Raw genomic sequence first — 22,487 nt, 5'->3', positions numbered from 1 at the left:
AGGTGACGGTGAAATTCCTCGAAACCGAGCTGGCGGATGCCTGGCTCATCGAGATCGAGCCCCATGGGGACCAGCGTGGCTTCTTCGCACGGACGATGTGCGAAGAAACCTTTCGGCGCCATGGGCTGGAATCTCGCTACGTGCAGCAGAACACCTCCTATTCCAGCTCGAGCGGTACCTTGCGGGGACTGCACTTCCAGAAGCCCCCCCATGCCGAGGCCAAGCTGGTCAGGTGCCTTCGCGGCAAGATCCTGGATGTCATCGTGGATATCCGCCGAGACTCTCCCACCTACCTGCGCCATCAGGGGTTCGAGCTGACCGGTAGCAATCGTCGCCAGCTCTATGTGCCGCCGGGGTTTGCCCATTCCTTTATCACCCTCTGTGATGATGTCGAGGTCAGCTACCTGGTATCAGCGGACTATGCGCCGGAGGCGGAGGATGGCCTTCGCTATGACGATGCGGCTCTCGACATCCACTGGCCTATTCCCGTCCAGGTGATCTCGAGCAAGGACGAGAGTTGGCCACTGATTCGCAACCGCTCCCAGCTTTTCTGAGATATGGTCATGAATATGTGACGCCCCATACGCGAAAGGCGGTCGTCATGCGGAACCTGATGTTTTCAAGCGGTTGAACTGATATCAAGGGAGAGGGGGGATGGCCAGAACTATTATAATAATCTGCTTGACGCTTGTCATTGCTGTCATGATGGCATTGTCGCTGTTCGCTGGGCATGTTGTTAGTACTTATGAATTGCCTACGCATCAGTTCCTGAGCGACCGCGGTCGTGATTTGGTGAAACTCGTTAAAAAGGCAGAAAGGAATATGGACCTTGATGTGAAAGGTCCTTATGCGGCCGAGGTCCAGACTATCTTCTTGCGGCTTCGTGGTGAAGGAGCTCGTGTGCCAGTAGCGCGTGAAGGTAATGGAGGGGGGATGACATCTTATGGTGATACGGTGTTGCTGGTTACCCATGAAGGAAGGGTTTTCGCTGCCCATTCGAGCAATGATATTCATGAAACAAGTATCAAGACTCCAGATAATGGTTATGACGAGTACGTCAGAACCTCCGAGATGTTTGAATATCAGGATTACAGTCATGCCGATGTGTTCCGGCGTTATCGATACAATGATATCCTTTATTTCGAGACACCTGGTGGCCGGGGGTTGGCAGTATCCTACACCGAATTCGATGGTGACGCCGTCTGCTATCGAAACGCCATTGCCAAACTGCCGATCGATGAGGAAATTTCGGACGTTGACCAGATCGTAGCAGAACCTGAAGACTGGGAGATCCTTTACCGTTCCGAGCCATGTCTGCCCCTAAAGCTTGAACGACGTGCCATCGAGTCTCATATTGCTGGTGGCCGCATGGCGTTCTTGCCGCCATCCACTATCTATACTGCCAATGGAGATTACCACTGGGATGGAGTGCGGGGCCCCGAGGCCGTGGCCCAACGTCCTGACATGGATTATGGGAAAGTGGTGAGCATCGACCTGAAAACGGGTGAGGCACGCAATATCTCCTCAGGGCATCGTAACATACAGGGCGTCGCTCTGGATCGTGGAGGTCAGCTATGGACGGTTGAGCATGGTCCTAGAGGAGGAGATGAGCTCAATCGGATAAGCGAAGGCAATAACTATGGTTGGCCATTGGAGGTCTTGGGCACCTCATATGATGGTTCGCCTTGGCCGTTGGCAATCTCATACGGCCATCATGATACTTTTACCGCACCTGCCTTTGCTTGGCTTCCGTCGGTGGCGATCTCCGGTATGACGCGAATCGAAGGGTTCGATGATAGCTGGGATGGTGATTTGTTGATGGGGTCATTGAGAGGCTTGAGCTTGCATCGTATAAGGATACGTGACGACCATGTCCAGTTTGTTGAGCCTATCCACATTGGTAAGCGGCTCAGGTATGTGCATCAGCACACCGATGGAAGAATCGTGTTATGGACAGATGATCATTATTTGATATTCGTATCGGCCATTGAAAGTGGGTTATTTAAGGAATTTATCGATCGATATTTCGAGGAGAAGGGGTATAATGCTGAGCAGTCTAAAAAGGTGCGCGAAGCCTTGGATGGCTGCGCACAGTGTCACTCGTTCGAGCCCAGTGTTGCCGGCATTACCGGCGACGGTGAAACACTTAACTTGAGTCAGGTGTTTGGGAAGTCGATTGCTTCGAGTGATTACCGGTTCTATTCATCTGCTTTATCCGGGAAGGGCGGGCGGTGGACGTCTGAGAACCTTGAAGCCTTCCTGGCCGATCCTCAAGGCTGGGCGCCTGGCACCTTCATGCAGGGCGAAAATATCGATGATCCCTTCGTCGTTACCGAAATAGTTGGTCTGCTGGAGGAGCTGACGAAGACTAATGAATGACCTATCTGCACTGCACTCCAATAGAGGAGGTTTCGTGCAGGCATGCAAACTGGGTTCTTCTTCGCGGACGTTACCGTACCTTGTGCTGAGGGTTGATGATGAATGCCAAAGTTGAACGCGGCGAGACGGTGGTCATTGCGGTGATCCTTACCTTTAACCGCAAGGACCTGCTGGAGCGCTCCCTGGCGGCGGTAATGGCCCAGACCCGAGCCTGCGACCAGGTGCTGGTAGTGGATAATGCCAGTCAGGATGGGACATCAGAGATGTTGGCGGAGTGTCATTATCCCGGTGTCACCACTTATCGACTCTCACGTAATCGAGGCGCTGCCGGGGGGTTCAATGCTGGTTTCCGTCTTGCCTACCAACATGGGGCGGACTTGGTCTGGATGATGGATGACGATGTCATCCCCGAGCCCGATGCCTTGGAGCACCTGCTCGACGCAAGAGGCCTGCTGCGTACCCTGAATGTTTGCCACTCATTCCTGATCTCTACAGCCTTCTCGGAGAGTGGTCAAGTTACCAACACTCCCATACTCAGCCTGACACCCAATCGAATCGGTTACCGGGAGTGGCCGGGGTTGCTTGCCCATGGCCTGGTGCCGGTGGATCGTGCCACTTTCGTGTCTATCCTCGTTCCACGCGAGGTCTTGGCCGAACATGGTCTACCGATCTCCGAGATGTTCATCTGGGGAGAAGATGCCGAATTCACCTTGAGGATCACACGGCAACACCCTGGCTACCTGATCGGTCGTAGCCGTGTCGTTCATCTCCGCCAGGAGGCGGGGCCATTGAGGATCATGGAAGAGACGAACCCTCGCCGGACTGGGTATTTCAAGAATTACTATCGGAATAATATCTATATCGCCAGGAAGTATTACGCCTCCTACCGCTTCCCGGTCTCTGTGCTCAGAGGGGTCTGGAGGAGTGGAAGGCTACTAGCCAACAAGAAGCCAAGGCTGGCCATGGTGGTATTAAAGGGTGTATGGGAGAGCATCGGTTTTTCACCTACCCCCCAGGCTGTCGATTCGTCTATCGAGTCGTTGGATCCCGGCTGCAAGGTAGTGTGCAGATCATGAGAGGCAAGTCAACCACGGACGGAGCGTTGTCAACCATGAGGGTGGTGTTGGTAGTGAACCATTTTCCGGTGACTTCAGAGTCCTTCATTCAGCGGACGGCGGAGATGATAGTTGATTATCTGGACGCCAAGATTACTATTATTGCACTATCCGGTTACAATGCCAGTCAGTTGGAAGAAAGCGCTCCTGAATTCATGCGCCAACTGGAATCCGGAAAGGTTGAAGTTGTGTCGGGACCATTCCAGACACCGTTTCTGGCTCTTCGATCCTTTGTCGGTTCTCTACTTCGCTATCCAATCGCCACATGCCAAACCTCTCATTACGTTATAAGCTTGTCCTTCAAGGAAGGAATCAGATTTAAGCATGCGATAAAAGGTGGCTATCTTGCTGGACGATTAGCAAACTTCAAGAAAAAGGAGGAGCTTATCGTCCAGCCACAATTTCTGAGTCTTGGTATTTCTTGTTCAGTTGCCAGCGACCTTATCAATGCCAGGAGGGGCGTAAAGGAATGGGGCGTGGTCTGCCATATTCGCGGATCGGACATCTCATCAGACAGTGCGGTCAGTGCCAAGGAGTTTACCTACCTTAAGGCTTCTTCACGATCTCCCAAGTACTTCCTCGCGTCCTCCGACAGCCTGAGGAAGATGGCCATAGCACGAGGATTAAATGATAAAAACGTAGCTACTCTCTATTCACCGCTGAACACCCATCTTATGTCATGGAGGACTGAGCCCTGCTATCCCCGGAAAGGTTTTCGAATGATACAGGTGGGGCGTCTAGTAGAGAAGAAAGGTGGGCGAATGTCGGTAATGGCTCTCGCCAGCCTGCCTGATACGACGATACGACTCGAGATCGCCGGTGATGGCCCTGAGCGCAAGTTTCTAAAAAATCTGGCCGAATCGTTAGGTGTTGCCGACAGAGTGGCGTTCTTGGGAGCTCTACCACAAAAGGACGTTCTTCGAAGGATTCAGGCCGCCGATCTTCTTCTGGTGCCCAGCCTGATGGGGAGAAACGGTGATTCAGAAGGAATTCCTAACGTGATTAAGGAAGCCATGGCGCTCGGAACCATTGTGGTTGCAAGTAACCATTCTGGGGCGCCGGAAATTGTTGAAGATGGTGTCAATGGATATTTGTTTCCAGAGGGGAAGCAAGAGTCTTTCCTGGATGTTCTTGGCAAGGCTCTGGATTCTTTAGGCGAATGGCCAATATTGCGTGATGCAGCTAGGAAAACTGTGGTGTCTCGGTTTGACTCCGCTCAGGTAGCTCGTGAACTCGAGTCTTTCTATCGTAGACTGGTATCTTCTCGCTGAAAATCGAAATGAAGGATTTAAAACAAGTCTCTCAATTGATGCGGACTGGGGGTTTTGTGGGTCATGTGCAGAGATAAATCTCATGTTGAAGTTGATGGATTGATTTGTATGCGAGTGCTACTGTGTCATAATTTAGCTTGTTGCGATGGGATGGCATTCGACATTTGGGATACCGGTTGAGATCTACACCGCGTTCCAAGCTTCGCGACCACTTTGAGGCGTACCTGAAGGAGTTAGTACCCAAGCTGGGGCACGCCGATCTGCGTCGGGTGATTGCCATCACACTTTAGGATTATGTTTCTCATCTTTAGGTTGTTAGGAAAAACAGAGTGTGTCCGTTTGGTAACGATGTAGCCTAATAGTGTTGCTAACGTAGTTTTTTGTAATCCCGGTCGGTGACCGTACTCAAGGGCACGTAAAGGTGCATTGGTGGCCGGGAATGGCCATGGAGCCCAAGATCGAGGTTCTAAAGTAGAGGTTCAATTTCCGTAATGAATAAAGCTTCTATTGTCACCCAGACGCGAGACGAAGAGATCGATTTTCGTCGACTCTACGGTATCCTGGTCGACCGTCGGTGGAGCATCTTTTTCATTACGATGCTTTTCAGCCTGTGTGGCCTCGGATATGTGCTGCTTGCTACCCCCATCTACCAGGGGGATGCACTGGTTCAGGTAGAGCGCCGCTCGACTCTCAGTCCCCTGGGGGATGTCGGGCAGTTCTTTGGTCAGATGGCCCAGGACTCCGAGGTAATTACCTCGGCAGAGATCCAGATCCTCAAGTCACGCATGGTGCTGGGACAGGTGGTGGACCGACTGGAACTCGATGTTTCCATCAGCCCGCGTACTTTGCCGGTGATCGGAGGGTTCATCCTTCGCCATGACATCCCGCGTCCCGACTTCATGCAGGGTAAGCCGTATGCCTTCGGTGGTGAGTCACTGTCGGTCGGGGTCTTTCTAGTGGCCGATCACCTAAGGGAATCCACCTTTACACTCCGCTCCCTAGGAAATGGCCATTATGAGCTTCTACTCGACAAGCAACCATTGGGCAGGGGCTCGGTGGGAAACCTGCTGCAGATAGGGGAGGACATTATTATACGTATCTCCGCTTTGGAGGCGGCACCCGGTGTGGAGTTCAGGTTGGTACGTCGAAGTCGGCTGGCGGCCATCCGTTCCCTTGAGAGTCGGCTTGGCGTGGTAGAGGTTGGTGGTCGTCGTGGACCCAGTACGGGTATCCTTAACCTTACACTGACCGGCACCGATCCCGGTGAGATTCGCAGCACCCTGGATGCGGTGATCGAGATTTTCCTCTCCCAGAACGTGCAGCGGCAATCGGCCGAGGCTGAAAAAGGCCTAGAGTTTCTGCGGCAGCAGTCGCCCGAGCTGAAGAACCAGTTATCTACTGCTGAAGAGCGCTTGAATAACTACCGCTCCGAGATGAACAGCGTGGACCTATCTAGTGAATCTAAGGCGGCCATTAATCAGTACGTCGTAATAGATCGCCAACTCAACGATCTTAACCTGGCTGAAAGCGAATTGGCCGAACGCTATACCCCTAACCACCCTAGCTACCAGACGTTGCTGCGCAAGAGACAGCAGTTGCAGAGTGAGCGGGCTGAGCTGGATATGCGGGTCAACGAGTTGCCGGCCGCTCAACAGGAAGTCGTCCGATTGACCCGGGACGTCGAGGTCACCCAGGCCATCTATGTCAATGTCCTCAACAAGATGCAGGAGTTGGAGATGGCCAAGGCGGGGACAGTCGGCAATGTTCGTATCATCGATCAAGCGCTGGTCCCGAAAAATCCGATCCAGCCAGCCAAGAAGGCTGGTCTGGTCATTGCCACTTTGCTCGGGGCGGTGGTTGCAACCGGTTATGTGCTGCTCCGCGGCCTTCTCCAGCGCGGAGTTGAAACCCCCGAACAGATCGAGGCCCTTGGGCTGTCGGTGTATGCCACGGTACCCCTTTCCGAGGCGCAGAAGAGCCTTAACAGGCGTATACGATTTAAGAGTGAACGCCATAATCAGGAGGTCACGGCGGGCCTTCTCGCCGAACGCAAGCCGGATGAGGTTGCGATGGAGGCAGTACGTGCGCTGCGCACCAGCCTGCACTTCGCGATGATGGACAGCCGTTGCAACCGCATGGCCATCACCGGCCCCAGTCCCGGTACAGGCAAGAGTTTCATCAGCCTCAATCTGGCAGCCGTGTGTGCACAGGCTGGCCAGCGGGTGCTGGTGGTGGACGCTGACATGCGCAAGGGACATGTGCACCTGGCCTTCGGGGGGCGAGGCGCCATGGGGTTGTCCGAGCTGCTCTCGAACCGACGGGAATTGGATGAGGTGATCCGGTCCACCAGTGTGTCGTCACTGGACTACATCAGTCGGGGATCGGTTCCGCCCAACCCCTCTGAGCTCCTGATGCATGAGCGTTTGGGGCACTACCTGAAAGAGCTGAGTGAGCGGTACGACCTGGTCCTGATCGATACGCCGCCGGTCTTGGCAGTGACCGATGCAGCAGTGATCGCCAAGCTGTGCGGTACCACCCTGATGGTAGTGCGCTTCCAGCAAAATCCGCTGCGAGAAGTGCGCATTGCTCATCGTCGACTGGAAATCTCTGGCGTCAACATCAAGGGTGTGATCCTCAATGCCATGGAGCGCAAGGCGGCGACGCGCTATGGCTATGGTTATTACAACTATGCATACAAATGATAATAGCGGGTGGTCCATGCTACTGTCCCGCGATGACTGGCGAATCGAGAGAGCACCGGTCAGGCAGGAAACACCAATTTTGCCACCTTCCCGGCTTTTCCTGATTGCCGCTATCTTGTTGATCAGCATAGTGGTGAGCTCATTCGTGGCTAATCGTCCGCTCCACGTAGGTACGGATACTTATTCATATGTCAATGTGTTTAATAGCCTTAACTACGGCCATTTGACCAGGATATCGGAACCCTTATTTGTTGGGATTGCCTTGGCCGTTGGTAGTCTGACTGAGAATTACAAGTTTTTCCTTTTTGTATGTGCCATGATTTTGTTGTTATTCAGCCTCTATGCGAACCATAGATTGATAGATCGTGTCGTCATGGATCCCTATAGAGGCAGGTATATTACCTATCTCGCCTTTGGTTTGCTTCTTTATTCGCCGTTTTATTTCAACATGCATGTCAATATCCTTCGTCATGGAATGGCTGTTCCCTTCCTGTTGCTGGGATATATTATGGTAATGGAAAAGCGATATCTTGCGGCTACGGCCCTCCTTTTTGCTTCCCTCGGGTTTCACCAATCCTCCTTGATTAATGTGTTGCTTGCACCCTTGCTTGTTTTTAATGTTAGGTTTCTGGTCCTCCTTTTTTTGGCCTTGTCGGCTATTTATCTGACAAGTTTGTCAGGCATTGTCTTGGGCCCGGTGTTTTCTATCCTTAATCTGACTCCATCATTCGAGTCGATATCCGAGTATGGGGCTTCAACCAGCTATTATCGGTCCGGCGTACGGTTTGATTTCTGGTTGTTTACCACGTTTTTTGTAGGGATGTCGCTAGTTGCAGCATGGTGGAATGTCGTGACGGAGGCATTGCCACGTATCTTGATTGTTTCCTCAATTCCCTTCTTGCTGTTTGGTTATATTTCTTACTCGGACAGGCTTTTGGTCTTTACATGGTTTATGGTTTCGGCAGTGGCTGCGTGCTGTGCTGCAAAGATTCTGATGAATTGCGATAGAACTTTTCTTTTCGTGGTTGCCGTCCTCTTCAATGTGGCTACCATGGGAATTTTCATCGGTAAGCTTTTCTGACGCCATGGAGAAGATCGATGGATCCGGTTGAAGTCTCAGCAATAATGACTGTAAAGAATGGGGCCAAGTACCTCGAGGAAAGCCTTTTTTCAGTTTTTTCCCAGACTCGTCCTCCGAGAGAGGTCGTGGTGGTGGACGATGGGTCCGATGATGATACTTGGGAAGTACTCCAGAAATTACGTCTCATGGCGCCTATGCCGGTACAGCTATTGAATACGCAAGGGGTCGGTCGCTCGAGGGCACTGAACCTTGCCGTCAGCCATGGACAGTATTCGTGGCTGGCCAATATTGATGCGGATGACATCTGGTTACCCGAAAAGCTGGAACAGCAGGCCGTTGCGGTCAGGCTGTTTCCAGATGCAGAACTGGTCGTCACTGCCAGCCACATCGTCTACGGAGAAGTGGAAGGGGAGTTAGATGCCAAGGGAGCCTTCTCGGTCACACCACTGGGACCTGATAGCTTTTATGTTCGCAACCCGATTAACCATAGCTCCGTCCTTTTTTCTCGGCGATTCCATGATCAGGTAGGGGGCTATGATGAAACATTGACCCGGCAGGTTGATATCGACCTCTGGGTCCGTGCACTTAGCACAGGGTATGTGTTCTATAGGGTTGATCTTCCGCTCACTGTAAAGCGACTCCATGATGGCCAGAGCTATGAGGTAGGGAGGCGGTTGGGGTATACATTCAATGCTATGAGGCTGAGTCTAAGGAAGCTCCGGCAATTGGGGGCGCCCTTCTACTATTTTCCTTTTCCCATTGTCAAGTTTGTTTATAACAATATGCCAAGAAGTGTCAGGCGTCGCATGTTTCGATAATTCTATAGGGGGGCGGGAGACGGTAATGTACAAGACATTGATTCCCTTCAGGTCCGTTCGAAAGAAGATTCTTAATGCGCTTGATTTTATACCTGATCCAGTGATGCTTCATTGTCAATACTTTATGAAATTCTATCGCCCCATGAGTTTGGATAATCCCGTGAGGTTTTCGGAGAAGCTGCAATGGTACAAGCTTAACTACAGAGTTGACTTGATGACTCAGTGTGTGGATAAGGTCTCCGTAAGGGAGTTCGTTGCAGACCGAGGCTTGGCATCTCACCTCATACCCGTCCATGCTGTTTATGATACCCCTGACGACATTGATCTTGATTCTTTGCCGAATAAGTTTGCCCTTAAGTTCAGTAATGGGGCGAAGTGGAATATCATCTGTCATGACAAGAGTCGTCTAGATTGGCCCCATGCTATGAAAGAGATCAGGTCATGGTTCCGGGAGCCGGTAGGGCGGCTGGGTCGGGAGTGGAGTTACTATGGGGTGAGGCCCCGCCTTCTCGTCGAGTCCCTCCTGGAATCGGAAGGGGGGCAGGTGCCGGAGGATTACAAGTTTTTCTGTTTCAATGGAAAGACCTCTTTCCTGTATGTCATACAGGGGAGGTTTTCCGAAGATGGGATACGCTTGGGCGTATACGACTCGAATTTTCGCAGGATGAATGTTTCGCGAAGGGGGATAAGGCCGCTGGAGGAGGCAGAGCGGCCGAAGCACTTCGAGGAGATGGTAGAGATTGCCAACAGGCTGTCCCACGGCTTTCCGCATGTCCGGGTCGATCTCTACAACGTGTCTGGAAAAATCTACTTTGGAGAGCTGACCTTCTATAGCGCTAGTGGCTATGCCGCCTTCGAGCCGGACAGCTTCGATCGAGACGTCGGGCGTCTCTTTACCCTGCCTGATCAGTCCGCATGAGGGAAGCCCATGTCTATCTATGAGGAATCCGTGTCTGCGAGCCGTGCCGGGCGGCAGGAACTCACGCTCGCTCGGTCTCGAGCGAGTCGTGTTCTGGTTGTGGCCGGCCATGCCCGCTCGCTGGTGAATTTCCGCGGTCCACTGCTGTGTGCGTTGCGGGACAGGGGGCTGGTGGTGCACGTGGCGGCACCGCAGTTGAGCGCCGATCCTGCGTTATTCCGGATCCTGGCCGACTGGGGCGTGACCTGCCACGACATTCCGTTGCAGCGCGCCGGCCTGAGTCCGTTCCAGGACCTGCGAGGCCTCGTGACGTTGTGCCAGCTGTTGCGGCGCGTGGCGCCGGATACGCTGCTGGCATACACCATCAAGCCAGTGATCTATGCCAGCCTGGCGGGCTGGATAGTCAGGGTGCCACGCCGCTTCGCGCTGATCACGGGGATGGGCTATGCGTTCACCGACGAGCCGGGCGGGCGACGCGCTTGGGTCCAACGCCTGGTGGTGTTTCTCTATGGTCTATCGCTCCGGCGTACCCACCGGGTGTTCTTCCAGAATCCCGACGATGAGGCCCACTGCCGCGAATTGGAACTGCTGCCGAAGCGAGTGCCGTCACAGGTCGTGAACGGATCCGGTGTGGACCTCGACCACTTTGCCCCCGTACCCCTGCCGGAGGGAGCGCCCGTTTTCCTGTTGATCGCCAGGCTGATCGCCGACAAGGGCATCCGTCAGTACGTGGAGGCGGCACGCCGGGTCAAACGGCTGCATGGCAAGGCATATTTTCTGTTGGTCGGCGGGCTGGATGATAACCCCGAGTCGATTCGCCGTGACGAGTTGGAGGCCTGGTGTCGCGAAGGTGTGATCGAGTACCTTGGCCGGCTTGACGACGTCAGGCCGGCCATGGCTCGGGCCAGTGTCTTCGTATTGCCCACCTACTATCGTGAGGGCACGCCTCGCACCGTCCTGGAAGCCATGGCGATGGGACGGGCCATCATCACCAGTGACGCCCCGGGCTGCCGTGAAACCGTCCAGGATGGGGAGAACGGCTACCTGGTACCGGTGCGCGAGCCCGAGGCGCTGGCCCTGGCCATGCAGCGCTTTCTGGATGAGCCGGGGCTGGCTCGACGCATGGGGGACCGTTCGCGGCAGATCGCCGAACACAAGTACGACGTACACCTGGTGAATGCCGACATGCTAGAGGGAATGGAACTATGAGCGCCAAGCGCTGCCTCGACCTCCTGGTGTCGGGAATGGCCCTGCTGCTGCTGTCGCCGCTATTGCTGGGCGTAGCGCTGCTGGTGCGCTGGCATCTCGGTTCACCGGTATTGTTCCCCCAGACTCGCCCGGGCCTGGAGGGGCGTCCCTTCGAGATGCTCAAGTTTCGCACCATGCGCGAGGCGTGCGATGCCCGGGGCGTCTCCTTGCCCAACGCAGAACGGATGACTCCCTTCGGTCGCTGGCTGCGGGCCACCAGCCTGGACGAACTCCCAGAGCTGTGGAACGTGCTCAAGGGCGACATGAGCCTGGTGGGCCCCCGTCCGCTGCTGATGGAGTACCTGTCGCTCTATACCCCCCGCCAGGCGCGGCGCCATGAGGTCAAGCCAGGGGTGACCGGCTGGGCTCAGGTCAACGGGCGCAATGCCATCTCCTGGGAGGAGAAGTTCGAGCTGGACGTCTGGTACGTGGATCACCGCTCGCTGTGGCTGGACCTGCGTATCCTCATGCTGACCCTGCGCAAGGTCCTGCGGCGCGAGGGCATCGCCCACGCGGGAGACGTTGCCATGCCGCGCTTCCGGGGCGGCCCCCATGAGTAAGCCGGGGCGGCTGGCCATCCTGGGTGCGAGCGGTCACGGCAAGGTGGTGGCCGACATCGCCCTGCAGAATGGCTGGGAGGAGGTGTGCTTCTATGACGACGCCTATCCCGCTCTCGGCAGGGTGGAACAGTGGCCGGTGGCGGGTACCTTTGAGGACTTGTTGCGCAACCTGGCCGGCTTCGCCGGAGTGACGGTCGCCATCGGCGATAACCGCGTCCGCGACGAGCGGCTGGAAACCTTGCTGGAGCATGGCGGGAACCTGGCGACTCTGATCCACCCTCGGGCCATCGTCAGTCCCTTCGCCACCATCACGCCCGGCTGCGTGGTGGTCGCTGGAGCGGTAATCAACGCCTTCGCCCTGGTGGCCAGGGGCTGCATCATCAACACTGCGGCCACAGTGGGCCACGATTGCCAGCTGGCGCGCGGCGTGCATGTGGCATCCGGTGCCAACCTGGCCGGCGGCGTCTCGGTGGGGTGCTTCACCTGGGTGGGGGTTGGCGCCGCCGTTCGCCAGGGGGTGTGCCTGGGCGAAGGCGTGACGGTAGGCGCGGGTGCCGCGGTGGTTCGTGACGTGGCCGATGGCGCCACTGTGGTGGGTGTGCCGGCACGCCCGATGCGGTGCCTGGACTGAACGGCAAGTTTCCGAGAGGTCGAGCCTGCTGGATGGCCCCTTTCCCCCTGGCCCTGCTACTCAGAGGGGGGAGGCTGAGCCGGTGTGTGCCGTGCTGCTCTCCAACCGGGTCAACTACTGGACCGGTGAGCTAGGCCGCCGTGTACGAGCGTGAGCAGACCTCCGGCTTTCGCTGGTTGCACGAGGGCTTCGGCAGCAACTGGCGGCTGACCGAGATGCGGGCCGCCATCGGCCGGCTGCAGCTCGCCCCCTGTCGGCCTGGAAATGGGTGCGGCGGGCCAATGCCGTGCGGATCGTGAGCCACGACCCGACGTGCCGGGGTTTGCCGATGCCTTGGGCGGCGAGGAGCGGGTCATCCTCTCGGTACGGCCCGGCATCACCGGACCGGCGACGCTGAAGTACCGCAACGAGGAGACGCTGCTGGCCGGCGTGGCCGACCCGGAACGCTACAATTGCGAGGTGATCTTCCCCGACAAGGTGAGGCTCAACTGCGAGTATGTCCTCTACTGGTCCTTCACCAAGGACCTGGCCTATCTGTGGCGCACGGTCTTCCCGGCGCCGTATCGCGAGAAGACGGATGCCTGAGGCGTCGCGACTGGAAGGGCGCCCCAGGCGCCGGGAGGAGGGAATGGAAGGCTGGCCGCGTTTCGAGGAGGACGAACTGGTGGCGGTGAGCCGGGTGCTGCGGTCCGGCTGGGTCAACTACTGGAGCGGCGAGGAGGGGACCTCCTTCGAGCGCGAGTTCGCCGCCTTCCACGACGTGCCCCATGCCGTCGCCCTGGCCAACGGCACCGTGGCCCTGGAGCTGGCGCTGCACGCCCTGGGCGTCGGCCCCGGCGACGAGGTGGTGGTGACGCCGCGCAGCTTCATGGCCTCGGTCTCCTGCGTGGTGGCCCGGGGGGCGCGGCCGGTGTTCGCCGATGTCGACCCGGATTCCGGCAACCTGACCGTCGAGAGCGTGCGCCAGGTGCTCACCCCGCGCACCCGGGCGATCATCGCCGTGCATCTGGCCGGCTGGCCCTGTGACCTGGACGGCCTGAGGGCGCTGGCCGACGACCATGGCCTGTGGCTGGTCGAGGACTGCGCCCAGGCCCATGGCGCCACCTGGCGCGGCCGCCGGGTGGGGAGCGTCGGTGATGTCGCGGCCTTCTCCTTCTGTACCGACAAGATCCTCTCCACCGGCGGCGAGGGGGGCATGCTGCTGCTGCGCGATGAGGAACACTGGCGCCGGTCCTGGAGCTACAAGGACCATGGCAAGAGCTGGGACGCGGTGCATGCCGAGCATCCGCCGGGTTTCCGCTGGCTGCACGAGAGTTTCGGCACCAACTGGAGGCTCACCGAGATGCAGTCGGCCATCGGCCGGGTGCAGCTGCGCAAGCTGCCGGCCTGGCTGGCGCGCCGGCGCGAGAACGCCGCCGTGCTGGCCGAGCGGCTCGGCGGCCTGCCGGGACTGCGGGTACCGCGGCCGCCGCCCGAGGCGGAGTCCGCCTGCTACCGGTTCCATGCCTTCGTCGAACCCGGGGCGCTGGGGCCGGGCCGGGATCGTGACGCCATCGTGGCGGCGATCCAGGCCCGGGGGGCGACCTGCCTGCATGGTGGTTGCAGCGAGATCTACCGGGAGCGCGCCTTCGACGGCACCGGCTTCAGGCCCGCCGAGCGGCTGCCGGTGGCGCGCCGGCTCGGCGAGACCAGCCTGATGTTCCTGGTGGATCACACCCTGTCGATCGACACGATGCATCGCGTGGCCGACGCCGTCGAGGCGGTGCTGCACGAGGCCACCGGCTGACCCATCGCCCCCGAACATCGGGCCACCCCACGACGCCGCGGCATTGCCGCGGCGTCGTGCGTTCCATGGCCTGCGGTGACGCTGGCTCAGGTACTCTCGCCCTCGAGCAGGGTGAAGCCGACGTCGTGCTGGCGGCGGCGTACCGACTTGCCGGCCAGGCGCCGGAGCACCTCCTCGGCGGCGAGCCGACCGATGGTGGCGCGGGGGGAGAGGATGGTGGTCAGCCGCGGGGTGATGTGCCGGCCCAGCGGCAGGCCGTTGAAGCCGGCGATGGCGATCTGGCCGGGCACGTCCAGGCCCAGGCGCCGGGCATGGAGGAGGGCGCCGGCGGCGAGGTCGTCGTTGGCGAAGTGGATGGCGGTGATGCCGGGGTGGCGTTCCAGGGCGAGATCCAGCCCCCGGGCCCCGCCGTCGAGCCCGCCCGGCCGGCCGATGTCCAGGCAGGGAGCGTCGAGCCCCCGGCCCTCGAGCACCTCGCGGTGGCCATCGAAGCGCAGCCCGGCACGGTAGTCGTCGGCCATGCCGGCGCCGACATAGGCCACGGCGCGGTGCCCGCGCTCCAGCAGGTGGCGGGCCATGCAGCGGCCGGCCTCCTGGTGGTCGAGGCCGACATTGAGGTCCAGCGCCTCGCCCAACTCCATCACCTCCATGATCGGCTGGTCCCAGCCCTCGAGCAGGGTGCGGCAGGGAGGGCTGTGGCGCAGCCCCGCGGTCACCAGCGCCGAGCATGACCAGCCGAAGAAGGTGCGGACCATCTGGTACTCCCGCTGCAGGTCGTAGTCGGTGTTGCCGAGCAGGATCTGGTAGCCCTGGGCCTCGAAGGTCTCCTGCAGCCCCTGGATCACCTCGATGAACACCGCGTTGGCCAGCGACGGCACGATTACCGCGATGAAGCGCGAGCGGGCCGAGGCGAGGCTGCCGGCCACCAGGTTGGGCACATAGCCGATCTGCTCCACGGCCTGCAGCACCCGGGCACGGGCGGCCTCGCTGACGCGCTCCGGGGCGTTGAGGGCACGCGAAGCGGTGATCGTCGAGACGCCGGCCGCCTCGGCGACCTCCTTGAGCGTGGGGTGGGCCGAGCCGCGGCGGCGTCGCGGTTCCAGCGGTGTCCGGTTAGACATTGGTCGCATCTCCCTGTCCGATGCTTGCTGCCCGTCGGGCGATCATCTAAAACAGTCCTGAGGCAAATGATAGCGCTAACATGTTAGCGCTACCAATCCAGAATCGCATGTGTCGTTGCAGCGAGCGTTTCGATGCATCGAACGGTTCCATGCAAGCAGCGGAGACGGACGAGTGAGCAATTCGACGGGGGGCAGGCTCCGGGTGGGCGTGATCGGCCTGGGCGCCATGGGGCTGGGTACGGCCACCGCGCTGCGGGAGGCGGGGCTGGAGGTGGTCGGTTGCGACATCTCGCCGGAGGCGCGCCAGGCGTTCGAGGCCCGCGGCGGGCGTTGCGTCGCGGCCCCCGAGGAATTGGCCGACCAGTGCGAGGTGGTGCTGCTGGTGGTGGTGAGTGCCGACCAGGTCGAGGCGGTGCTGTTCGGCGAGCAGGGCCTGGTCGGCCGGATGCCTCCCGGCGGGCTGGTGATGCAGTGCGCCACCGTGGCGCCGAGCTTCGCCCGGCGGCTGGGGGAGCGCCTGGCGGCCAGCGACCTGCTGATGCTCGACGCACCGATCAGCGGCGGCGCGGCCAAGGCCCGCAGCGGCGAGCTCTCGGTGATGGCCTCCGGTGCCGAGGCGGCGTTCGCGCGGGCGGCGCCGGTGCTCGACGCCATGGCCGGCACCGTCTACCGCCTGGGGGATGCACCGGGCGTCGGCTCGAGCATGAAGCTGGTCAACCAGCTGCTCGCCGGCGTGCATATCGCGAGTGCCGCCGAGGCGATGGCGTTGGGGATCCGCATGGGGCTCGACCCCGAGACCGTCTATGAGGTGATCACCCATTCGGCCGGCAACTCCTGGATGTTCGAGAACCGCGTGCCGCATATCCTCGCCGGCGACTACACCCCGCTCTCCGCCGTGGACATCTTCGTCAAGGATCTCAACCTCGTGCACGAGACCGGGCGCGAGCTCGCCCTGCCGACGCCGGTGGCGGCCAGCGCCCTGCAGCAGTTCACCGCGGCCCGGGGCGCCGGCTTCGGCCGCGAGGACGACGCCGCGGTGATCAAGGTCTACCAGCGGCTCTCCGGCATCGACCTGCCCGAGGCGGCCAACGACGACGGGGAGGCGTGACATGCCCATCGTGCTCGGGGCCATCGCCGACGACTTCACCGGCGCCACCGACCTGGCCAACAACCTGGTGCGCGGCGGCATGCGCTGCGTGCAGACAATCGGCATACCCGATCTCCCGCTGTCGCCGCAGGAGGCCGAGGCGCTGGAGCACGTCGATGCCATCGTGGTGGCGCTGAAGTCGCGCTCCTGCCCGGCCGGCGAGGCGGTGGCCGATTCCCTGGCGGCCCTCGACTGGCTGCAGGCCCGCGGCGCCCGGCAGATCTTCTTCAAGTACTGCTCGACCTTCGACTCCACCGACGCCGGCAATATCGGCCCGGTCAGCGACGCCTTGCTGGAGCGCCTGGGGGGATCCCGGACGGTGATGGTGCCGGCCTTTCCGGTCAACGGCCGCACCGTCTACCAGGGTCACCTGTTCGTCGGCGACCGGCTGCTCAACGACAGCGGCATGCAGGATCACCCGCTCAACCCCATGCGCGATGCCGACCTGGTGCGGGTGCTGTCGCGGCAGACGCCGCACCCGGTGGGGCTGGCGGCGCGTCCGGTGCTGGAGCGTGGCGCCGAGTCCACGCGCCGGCATCTCGATGCCCTGGCGGAGCAGGGGGTGCGCCACGTGATCTGCGACACCCTCGACGAGCATGACCTCGAGGTGCTGGCCGAGGCGGTGGTGGACTTCCCCCTGGTCACCGGCGGCTCCGGCCTGGGCCAGGCGCTGCCCGCTCACTACCGGCGCCGCGGCTGGCTGGCCGACGTCGCCGAGCCGGGCCGGCTCGAACCGGCCGTCGGCGGTGCCCTGGTGCTGTCGGGCAGCTGCTCCCGGGCCACCCTCGGCCAGGTGGCGCATTTCCTCGAAGATCATCCCGGCTTCGCCCTGGATCCCCTGGCCCTGGCCGAGGGTGGCGAGCACCTGGAGGCGGCGCTGGCCTTCGCCCGCGGCCACCTGGCCGGCGGCGGGCCGGTGCTGGTCTATGCCTCCGCCGACCCCGAGCGGGTGAGGGCGGCCCAGGCGGCGCTGGGGGTCGAGCGCGCCGGGCGGCTGGTCGAGGAGGCCCTGGGGCAACTGGCGAGGACGCTGGTCGACGAGGGCGTGGGGCGGCTGGTGGTGGCCGGCGGCGAGAGCTCCGGGGCGGTGGTCTCGGCGCTCGGCGTCCGCCAGCTGCGCATCGGCGAGCAGATCGACCCCGGCGTGCCCTGGACCCAGGCGCCGCTGCCGGGCCGGGCGGCACCGCTGTCGCTGGCGCTCAAGTCCGGCAACTTCGGCGGCGAGGACTTCTTCACTCGCGCCTTTCAGGTGCTGCCGACGGAGGAGACACCATGAGTGCACACGACGAGAACGGCCTGCGCGAGCAGATTGCCACCCTGGGCAAGTCGCTGTTCGACCGCGGATTGACCCTGGGCTCGAGCGGCAATATCAGCGTGCGGCTGGACGACGGCGGCTGGCTGATGACGCCGACCAACGCCTGCCTGGGGCGGCTGGACCCGGCACGGATCTCGCGGCTCGATCGCGACGGGCGACGGCTCGACGGCGACGCGCCGACCAAGGAGAGCTTCCTGCACATGGCGATGTATGGCGAGCGGCCGCAGTCCGGGGCGATCGTGCACCTGCATTCGACCCACTCCGTCGCCGTCTCCTGCCTGCCCGAGGTGGACCCCTGCGACTGTATCCCGCCGCTGACCGCCTACTACGTGATGCGGGTGGGCCGGCTGCCGCTGGTGCCATACCACGTGCCCGGCGACCCGAGCCTGGGCGAGGCGGTGCGCGGCCTGGCGGGCCGGCACAGCGCCGTGCTGCTGGCCAACCACGGCCCGGTGGTGGCCGGCAAGTCGCTCGAGGCGGCGGTCTATGCCACCGAGGAGCTCGAGGAGACCGCGCGGCTCTACCTGCTGCTGCGCGGCCAGAATCCGCGCTGCCTGACGCCCGAGCAGGTCGCCGAGCTCGAGGCGCGTTTTCCGCGCGACTGACGACACGCGAACAGGACACGATCATGATCCGACTGGCCGCCAACCTCAGCATGCTGTTCACCGAACACGACTTCCTCGACCGCTTCGCGGCCGCGGCCGATGCCGGCTTCCGCGGCGTCGAGTACCTCTTCCCCTATGCCCATTCCCCCGAGGCGATCGGCGCCGCCCTGCGCGATGCTGGGCTGGAGCAGGTGCTGTTCAACCTGCCCCCCGGCGACTGGGAGGCCGGCGAGCGCGGGCTGGCCAGCCTGCCGGGCCGCGAGGCGGAGTTCCGCGACTCGGTGGTCGAGGCGCTGCGCTATGCCGAGGCGCTCGACTGCCCGCGGGTCCACGCCATGGCCGGGTTGCTGCCGGCGGACGCCGATGCCGAGACCCGGGCGGCGCACCAGGCGACCTACCTGGACAACCTGCGCTTCGCCGCCGGCGAGGCGGCGAAGGCGGGGCGCGAGGTGCTGGTCGAACCGATCAACACCCGCGACATCCCGCGCTATTTCCTCTCCCGTCAGGCCCATGCCATGGCCGTGCTGGAGGCGGTGGGCGCCGACAACCTCAGGCTGCAGTTCGACCTCTACCACTGCCAGGTGATGGAGGGGGACCTGATCCGCCACCTCGAGCGGCAGTTCGATCGGATCGGCCATGTGCAGATCGCCGGGGTGCCGGAGCGCCACGAACCGGACGTCGGCGAGGTGCACTACCCGGCGGTGTTCGAACGGCTCGAGGCCCTGGGCTACCGCGGCTGGGTGGGCTGCGAGTATCGCCCGGCCGGCGGCACCCGTGAGGGGCTGGGGTGGGGAAGGGCGTACGGGTTGAGGGATTCTCCCGGAGTCACCCAGGGGGGCTGACCCCAAGGCGGCAGCTGCCAGGGGTGGAGTCTTTCCCCCACGGGGGTCTGACCCCCAGGGCGCCAGGGCCGGGGCGGCAGCCGGTGTCGCCGGCTTCGATCGGGAATGGGGTCAGACCCCGGGGCGGTGGCCGCCGGGATGCGAGTCGAGTCACCCAGGGGGTCAGCCCCGGGGCGGCAGCCGCCAAGGGTGGAGTCTTTCCCCCACGGGGGTCTGAGCCCCGGGGTGTCGAGGTCGCCGAGGAGAGCCGATGTCTCGGACCCTCGTCGGGCACGGGGTCAGACCCCCGCGGGGCAAGGGCGTAAGGGTCAGCCCCGGGGCGGCAGCCGCCAGGGGTGGAGTCTTTCCCCCACGGGGGTCTGACCCCCGGGGCGCCAGGGCCGGTGAGGGGGCCGGTGTCGCCGGCTTCGATCGGGAACGGGGTCAGACCCCAGGGCGGCAGCCGCCGGGATGCGAGTCGAGTCACCCAGGGGGCGGACCCCAAGGCGGTGGCCGCCGGGATACGAGTCGAGCCACCCAGGGGTCTGACCCCAAGGCGGTAGCCGCCGGGATGCGAGTCGAGTCACCCAGGGGTCTGACCCCCGGGTTGTCGAGGTCACCGAGGAGAGCCGGTGTCACGGACTCTTGTCGGGCACGGGGTCAGACCCCCGCGGGGCAAGGACGGACATCGCGCCAGGATCGGGCTCGGGCCCATGGGCGGTACACAACGCAACAAGGACAACAGGAGCGAGACAACCATGCATATCGCCATCACCGGTGCCGCCGGTTTCCTCGGGCAGCGCCTGGTCAGGCAGCTGGTCGAGCGCGGAGAGCTCGATGGCCGGGCGATTCGCCGCCTGACGCTGATCGACCAGGTGGAGCCGCCCGCACCCGATGCCGGCGGGATCGAGATCGTCTCGCGGGCTCTGGACATCACCACGCCCGGGGGCCTCGATAGGGTGCTGGCCGAGCGGCCCGACGTGATCCACCACCTGGCGGCGGTGGTCAGCTCGGCGGCCGAGGCGGACCTGGACCTGGGCATGAAGGTCAACTTCGATGCCACCCGCTCGCTGCTCGAGGGGTGCCGCCGGCACGGGCTCGCCGAGACACGGCTGGTGATGGCCAGTTCGGTGGCGGCCTACGGCGGCGAACTGCCCGAGGTGCTCGATGATATGACCGCCGTCCAGCCGCAGAACTCCTACGGGACCCAGAAGGCGATGTGCGAGCTGCTGATCAACGACTACAGCCGGCGCGGGCTGGTCGACGGCCGCGTGCTGCGCCTGCCCACCATCGTCATCCGCCCCGGGCGCCCCAACGCCGCGGCGTCGAGCTTTGCCTCGAGCATCCTGCGCGAGCCCCTGAACGGCGAGGAGGCGATCTGCCCGGTGCCGCTCGACCAGGAGCTGTTCGTGCTGTCGCCGACCCGGGTGATCGAGGCGCTCATCCTCGCGGCCGAGGTGCCCGGCGAGGCCCTGGGCGCCTTCCGGGCCCTGATGCTGCCCGGCATCACCGTCAGCGTGGCGGAGATGCTCGAGACCCTGCGTGAGGTCGCCGGCGACGAGGCGGTGGCCAGGGTTCGCCACGAGCCGGACGAACGCATCCGCACCCTCGTCGCCAGCTGGCCGGCGCGCTTCGATACCGCCAGGGCCGACCGGCTGGGGTTCCGGCGCGATGCCGACTTCGGCGAGATCGTCGATGCCTACCTCGCCGAGCGTTCCTGAACTTGCCGCCCGCCCTGACCGGCGGGCATGCAGCCGGGGCCGTGCCGCCCGAGGCGGGTGAACGGCCCATCACCCACGCATCACAACCAGCGTCACAACAACAATCGAGGACATTGCCATGACCCAACGCTTCGCACGCCGCGCCCTCACCGCCGCCATCGGCGGCCTCGTCGCCACCGCGCTGATCCTCCCGGCCCAGGCCGCCACCGAGGTCAACGTCGGCTACGCCATTCCCAGCGAATCCCACTACGGCGAAGGCTATCGCGCCTTCAAGGAGGCCCTCGAACAGCTCTCCGGCGGCGAGTTCACCGCCGCCGAGCACCCCAGCGGCTCGCTGGGCGGCGAGCGCGCCATGATCGAGGGCCTGCAGATCGGCACCGTGGACGTGGTCATCACCTCCACCGGCCCGCTGGGCAACTTCGTGCCCGACACCTATGTGCTCGACCTGCCGTTCCTGTTCGCGGACTACGACCAGGCGCGCTGCGTCCTCGACGGCGAGATCGGCCAGGAGCTGCTCGACCAGATGGGCGAGCACGACCTGGTCGGCCTGGCCTGGGCCGAGAACGGCTTTCGCCACATCACCAACAGCCGCCGCGAGATCACCAGCCCCGACGACGTCAGCGGCCTGAAGATCCGCACCATGGAGAACCGCATCCACCAGGACGCCTTCGAGACCCTGGGGGCCAGCCCCACCCCGATGGCCATGCCGGAGCTGTTCACCGCCCTGCAGCAGGGCACCGTGGACGGCCAGGAGAACCCGCTGACGGTGATCACGGCGGCCAAGCTCTACGAGGTGCAGGACCAGCTGTCGCTGACCGGGCATGTCTACTCTCCGGCGGTGATGCTCGGCTCGCCGGTGCTGCTCGACGGCCTCAGCGACGAGCAGCGCGGCTGGTTCGTGGAGGCCGCCCGGGCCGGCGCCGAGGCGACCCGTGCCGAGGTCTCGCGGCTGGAGGACGAGGGCGTGGAGTTCCTGCGCGGCGAGGGCATGACCGTCAACACCGAGGTCGACGCGACGCCGTTCCAGGACGCCGTGGGCGAGGTGCACGAGCGCTTCGTCGAGCAGTATGGCGACGCCATGCTCGAGCGCATCCGCAACAGCGACTGCTGAGCCGCCTGCCCATGGGCCGGTCATTCGTGACCGGCCCCGACCGATCCCGTGTGACCGGCACGTGCTGCCCCGGTCGAGCGCGACCAGCACCTGCAGGGCGTGAGCCGGATCATGCAGACGGCGGCCGCTGCGAGAT

The 22,487-nt window shown here is 62.2% G+C and carries 20 protein-coding genes; 19 read left to right on the top strand and 1 reads right to left on the bottom strand.

Features of this window, described 5'->3' with window-relative positions; genetic code table 11:
- Positions 1 to 8: 8 nt before the first annotated feature.
- From rfbC to ACOMD9_RS18335, 13 genes are all read left to right on the top strand, one after another.
- A complete protein-coding gene (rfbC, locus tag ACOMD9_RS18395; protein WP_421417436.1) occupies positions 9 to 554 on the top strand; it encodes a dTDP-4-dehydrorhamnose 3,5-epimerase in 546 nt (181 codons plus the stop codon).
- A 100-nt stretch (positions 555 to 654) separates the two neighbouring features.
- The gene (locus tag ACOMD9_RS18390) at positions 655 to 2,379 is read left to right on the top strand and encodes a PQQ-dependent sugar dehydrogenase (protein ID WP_421417435.1); all 1,725 of its coding nucleotides are present in this window, start codon (positions 655 to 657) and stop codon (positions 2,377 to 2,379) included.
- A gap of 95 nt (positions 2,380 to 2,474) precedes the next feature.
- Positions 2,475 to 3,455, top strand: coding sequence for a glycosyltransferase family 2 protein (locus tag ACOMD9_RS18385; RefSeq protein WP_421417434.1), 981 nt, complete (start codon positions 2,475 to 2,477; stop codon positions 3,453 to 3,455).
- A gap of 53 nt (positions 3,456 to 3,508) precedes the next feature.
- Positions 3,509 to 4,765, top strand: coding sequence for a glycosyltransferase (locus ACOMD9_RS18380; RefSeq protein ID WP_421417433.1), 1,257 nt, complete (start codon positions 3,509 to 3,511; stop codon positions 4,763 to 4,765).
- Positions 4,766 to 5,256: 491 nt separating this feature from the next.
- Positions 5,257 to 7,467, top strand: a complete 2,211-nt coding sequence (locus ACOMD9_RS18375) for a polysaccharide biosynthesis tyrosine autokinase (protein ID WP_421417432.1) — start codon at positions 5,257 to 5,259, stop codon at positions 7,465 to 7,467.
- A 16-nt stretch (positions 7,468 to 7,483) separates the two neighbouring features.
- Positions 7,484 to 8,548, top strand: a complete 1,065-nt coding sequence (locus tag ACOMD9_RS18370; protein WP_421417431.1) for an EpsG family protein — start codon at positions 7,484 to 7,486, stop codon at positions 8,546 to 8,548.
- Positions 8,549 to 8,565: 17 nt separating this feature from the next.
- On the top strand, positions 8,566 to 9,366 hold the full coding sequence (locus tag ACOMD9_RS18365; RefSeq protein ID WP_421417430.1) for a glycosyltransferase: 801 nt from the start codon (positions 8,566 to 8,568) through the stop codon (positions 9,364 to 9,366).
- Between the two features lie 25 nt (positions 9,367 to 9,391).
- Positions 9,392 to 10,285: an ATP-grasp fold amidoligase family protein gene (locus ACOMD9_RS18360; protein WP_421417429.1), complete on the top strand. Its 894-nt coding sequence runs from the start codon at positions 9,392 to 9,394 to the stop codon at positions 10,283 to 10,285.
- A gap of 9 nt (positions 10,286 to 10,294) precedes the next feature.
- The gene (locus tag ACOMD9_RS18355; protein WP_421417428.1) at positions 10,295 to 11,494 is read left to right on the top strand and encodes a glycosyltransferase family 4 protein; all 1,200 of its coding nucleotides are present in this window, start codon (positions 10,295 to 10,297) and stop codon (positions 11,492 to 11,494) included.
- Entirely contained in the window at positions 11,491 to 12,093 is a 603-nt protein-coding gene (locus ACOMD9_RS18350) for a sugar transferase (RefSeq protein ID WP_421417427.1), read from the top strand. Before ACOMD9_RS18355 ends, ACOMD9_RS18350 begins: the two co-directional genes overlap by 4 nt.
- Positions 12,086 to 12,724, top strand: a complete 639-nt coding sequence (locus tag ACOMD9_RS18345) for an acetyltransferase (protein WP_421417426.1) — start codon at positions 12,086 to 12,088, stop codon at positions 12,722 to 12,724. The genes ACOMD9_RS18350 and ACOMD9_RS18345 overlap by 8 nt, the downstream gene beginning before the upstream one ends.
- A gap of 312 nt (positions 12,725 to 13,036) precedes the next feature.
- The gene (locus ACOMD9_RS18340) at positions 13,037 to 13,309 is read left to right on the top strand and encodes a sugar transferase (RefSeq protein ID WP_421417425.1); all 273 of its coding nucleotides are present in this window, start codon (positions 13,037 to 13,039) and stop codon (positions 13,307 to 13,309) included.
- Positions 13,302 to 14,510, top strand: coding sequence for a DegT/DnrJ/EryC1/StrS family aminotransferase (locus ACOMD9_RS18335; protein ID WP_421417424.1), 1,209 nt, complete (start codon positions 13,302 to 13,304; stop codon positions 14,508 to 14,510). The genes ACOMD9_RS18340 and ACOMD9_RS18335 overlap by 8 nt, the downstream gene beginning before the upstream one ends.
- Positions 14,511 to 14,596: 86 nt before the next feature.
- Here ACOMD9_RS18335 and ACOMD9_RS18330 read toward each other — a convergent pair whose 3' ends face one another.
- A complete protein-coding gene (locus ACOMD9_RS18330) occupies positions 14,597 to 15,631 on the bottom strand; it encodes a LacI family DNA-binding transcriptional regulator (protein ID WP_421417423.1) in 1,035 nt (344 codons plus the stop codon).
- A 172-nt stretch (positions 15,632 to 15,803) separates the two neighbouring features.
- On the opposite strand from ACOMD9_RS18330, the gene ltnD reads away from it, so the two are divergent.
- The 6 genes from ltnD (at position 15,804) to ACOMD9_RS18300 (ending at position 22,351) form a co-directional block, all read left to right on the top strand.
- Positions 15,804 to 16,739, top strand: a complete 936-nt coding sequence (gene ltnD / locus ACOMD9_RS18325; protein ID WP_421417422.1) for an L-threonate dehydrogenase — start codon at positions 15,804 to 15,806, stop codon at positions 16,737 to 16,739.
- Between the two features lies 1 nt (position 16,740).
- Complete coding sequence (gene otnK / locus ACOMD9_RS18320) at positions 16,741 to 18,054, top strand: 3-oxo-tetronate kinase (protein WP_421417421.1); 1,314 nt, start codon at positions 16,741 to 16,743, stop codon at positions 18,052 to 18,054.
- Positions 18,051 to 18,698 (top strand): 3-oxo-tetronate 4-phosphate decarboxylase, encoded by a 648-nt coding sequence (otnC, locus tag ACOMD9_RS18315; RefSeq protein WP_421417420.1) that lies wholly within the window; start codon positions 18,051 to 18,053, stop codon positions 18,696 to 18,698. The genes otnK and otnC overlap by 4 nt, the downstream gene beginning before the upstream one ends.
- 23 nt (positions 18,699 to 18,721) lie before the next feature.
- Positions 18,722 to 19,540 carry a 2-oxo-tetronate isomerase gene (gene otnI, locus ACOMD9_RS18310; RefSeq protein ID WP_421417419.1) on the top strand — a complete coding sequence of 273 codons (819 nt, stop codon included), beginning with the start codon at positions 18,722 to 18,724 and terminating at the stop codon, positions 19,538 to 19,540.
- Between the two features lie 737 nt (positions 19,541 to 20,277).
- A complete protein-coding gene (denD, locus tag ACOMD9_RS18305) occupies positions 20,278 to 21,240 on the top strand; it encodes a D-erythronate dehydrogenase (RefSeq protein WP_421417418.1) in 963 nt (320 codons plus the stop codon).
- 118 nt (positions 21,241 to 21,358) lie between these two features.
- Positions 21,359 to 22,351 carry a TRAP transporter substrate-binding protein gene (locus ACOMD9_RS18300; RefSeq protein ID WP_421417417.1) on the top strand — a complete coding sequence of 331 codons (993 nt, stop codon included), beginning with the start codon at positions 21,359 to 21,361 and terminating at the stop codon, positions 22,349 to 22,351.
- The last annotated feature ends 136 nt before the right edge of the window (positions 22,352 to 22,487 follow it).

Origin of the sequence: Halomonas terrestris (assembly GCF_049166755.1) — a bacterium.
Taxonomy (GTDB): Bacteria; Pseudomonadota; Gammaproteobacteria; order Pseudomonadales; family Halomonadaceae; genus Halomonas.
Note: the sequence above shows the minus strand (reverse complement) of the source record. Positions and strands in the feature narration are given on the sequence as shown.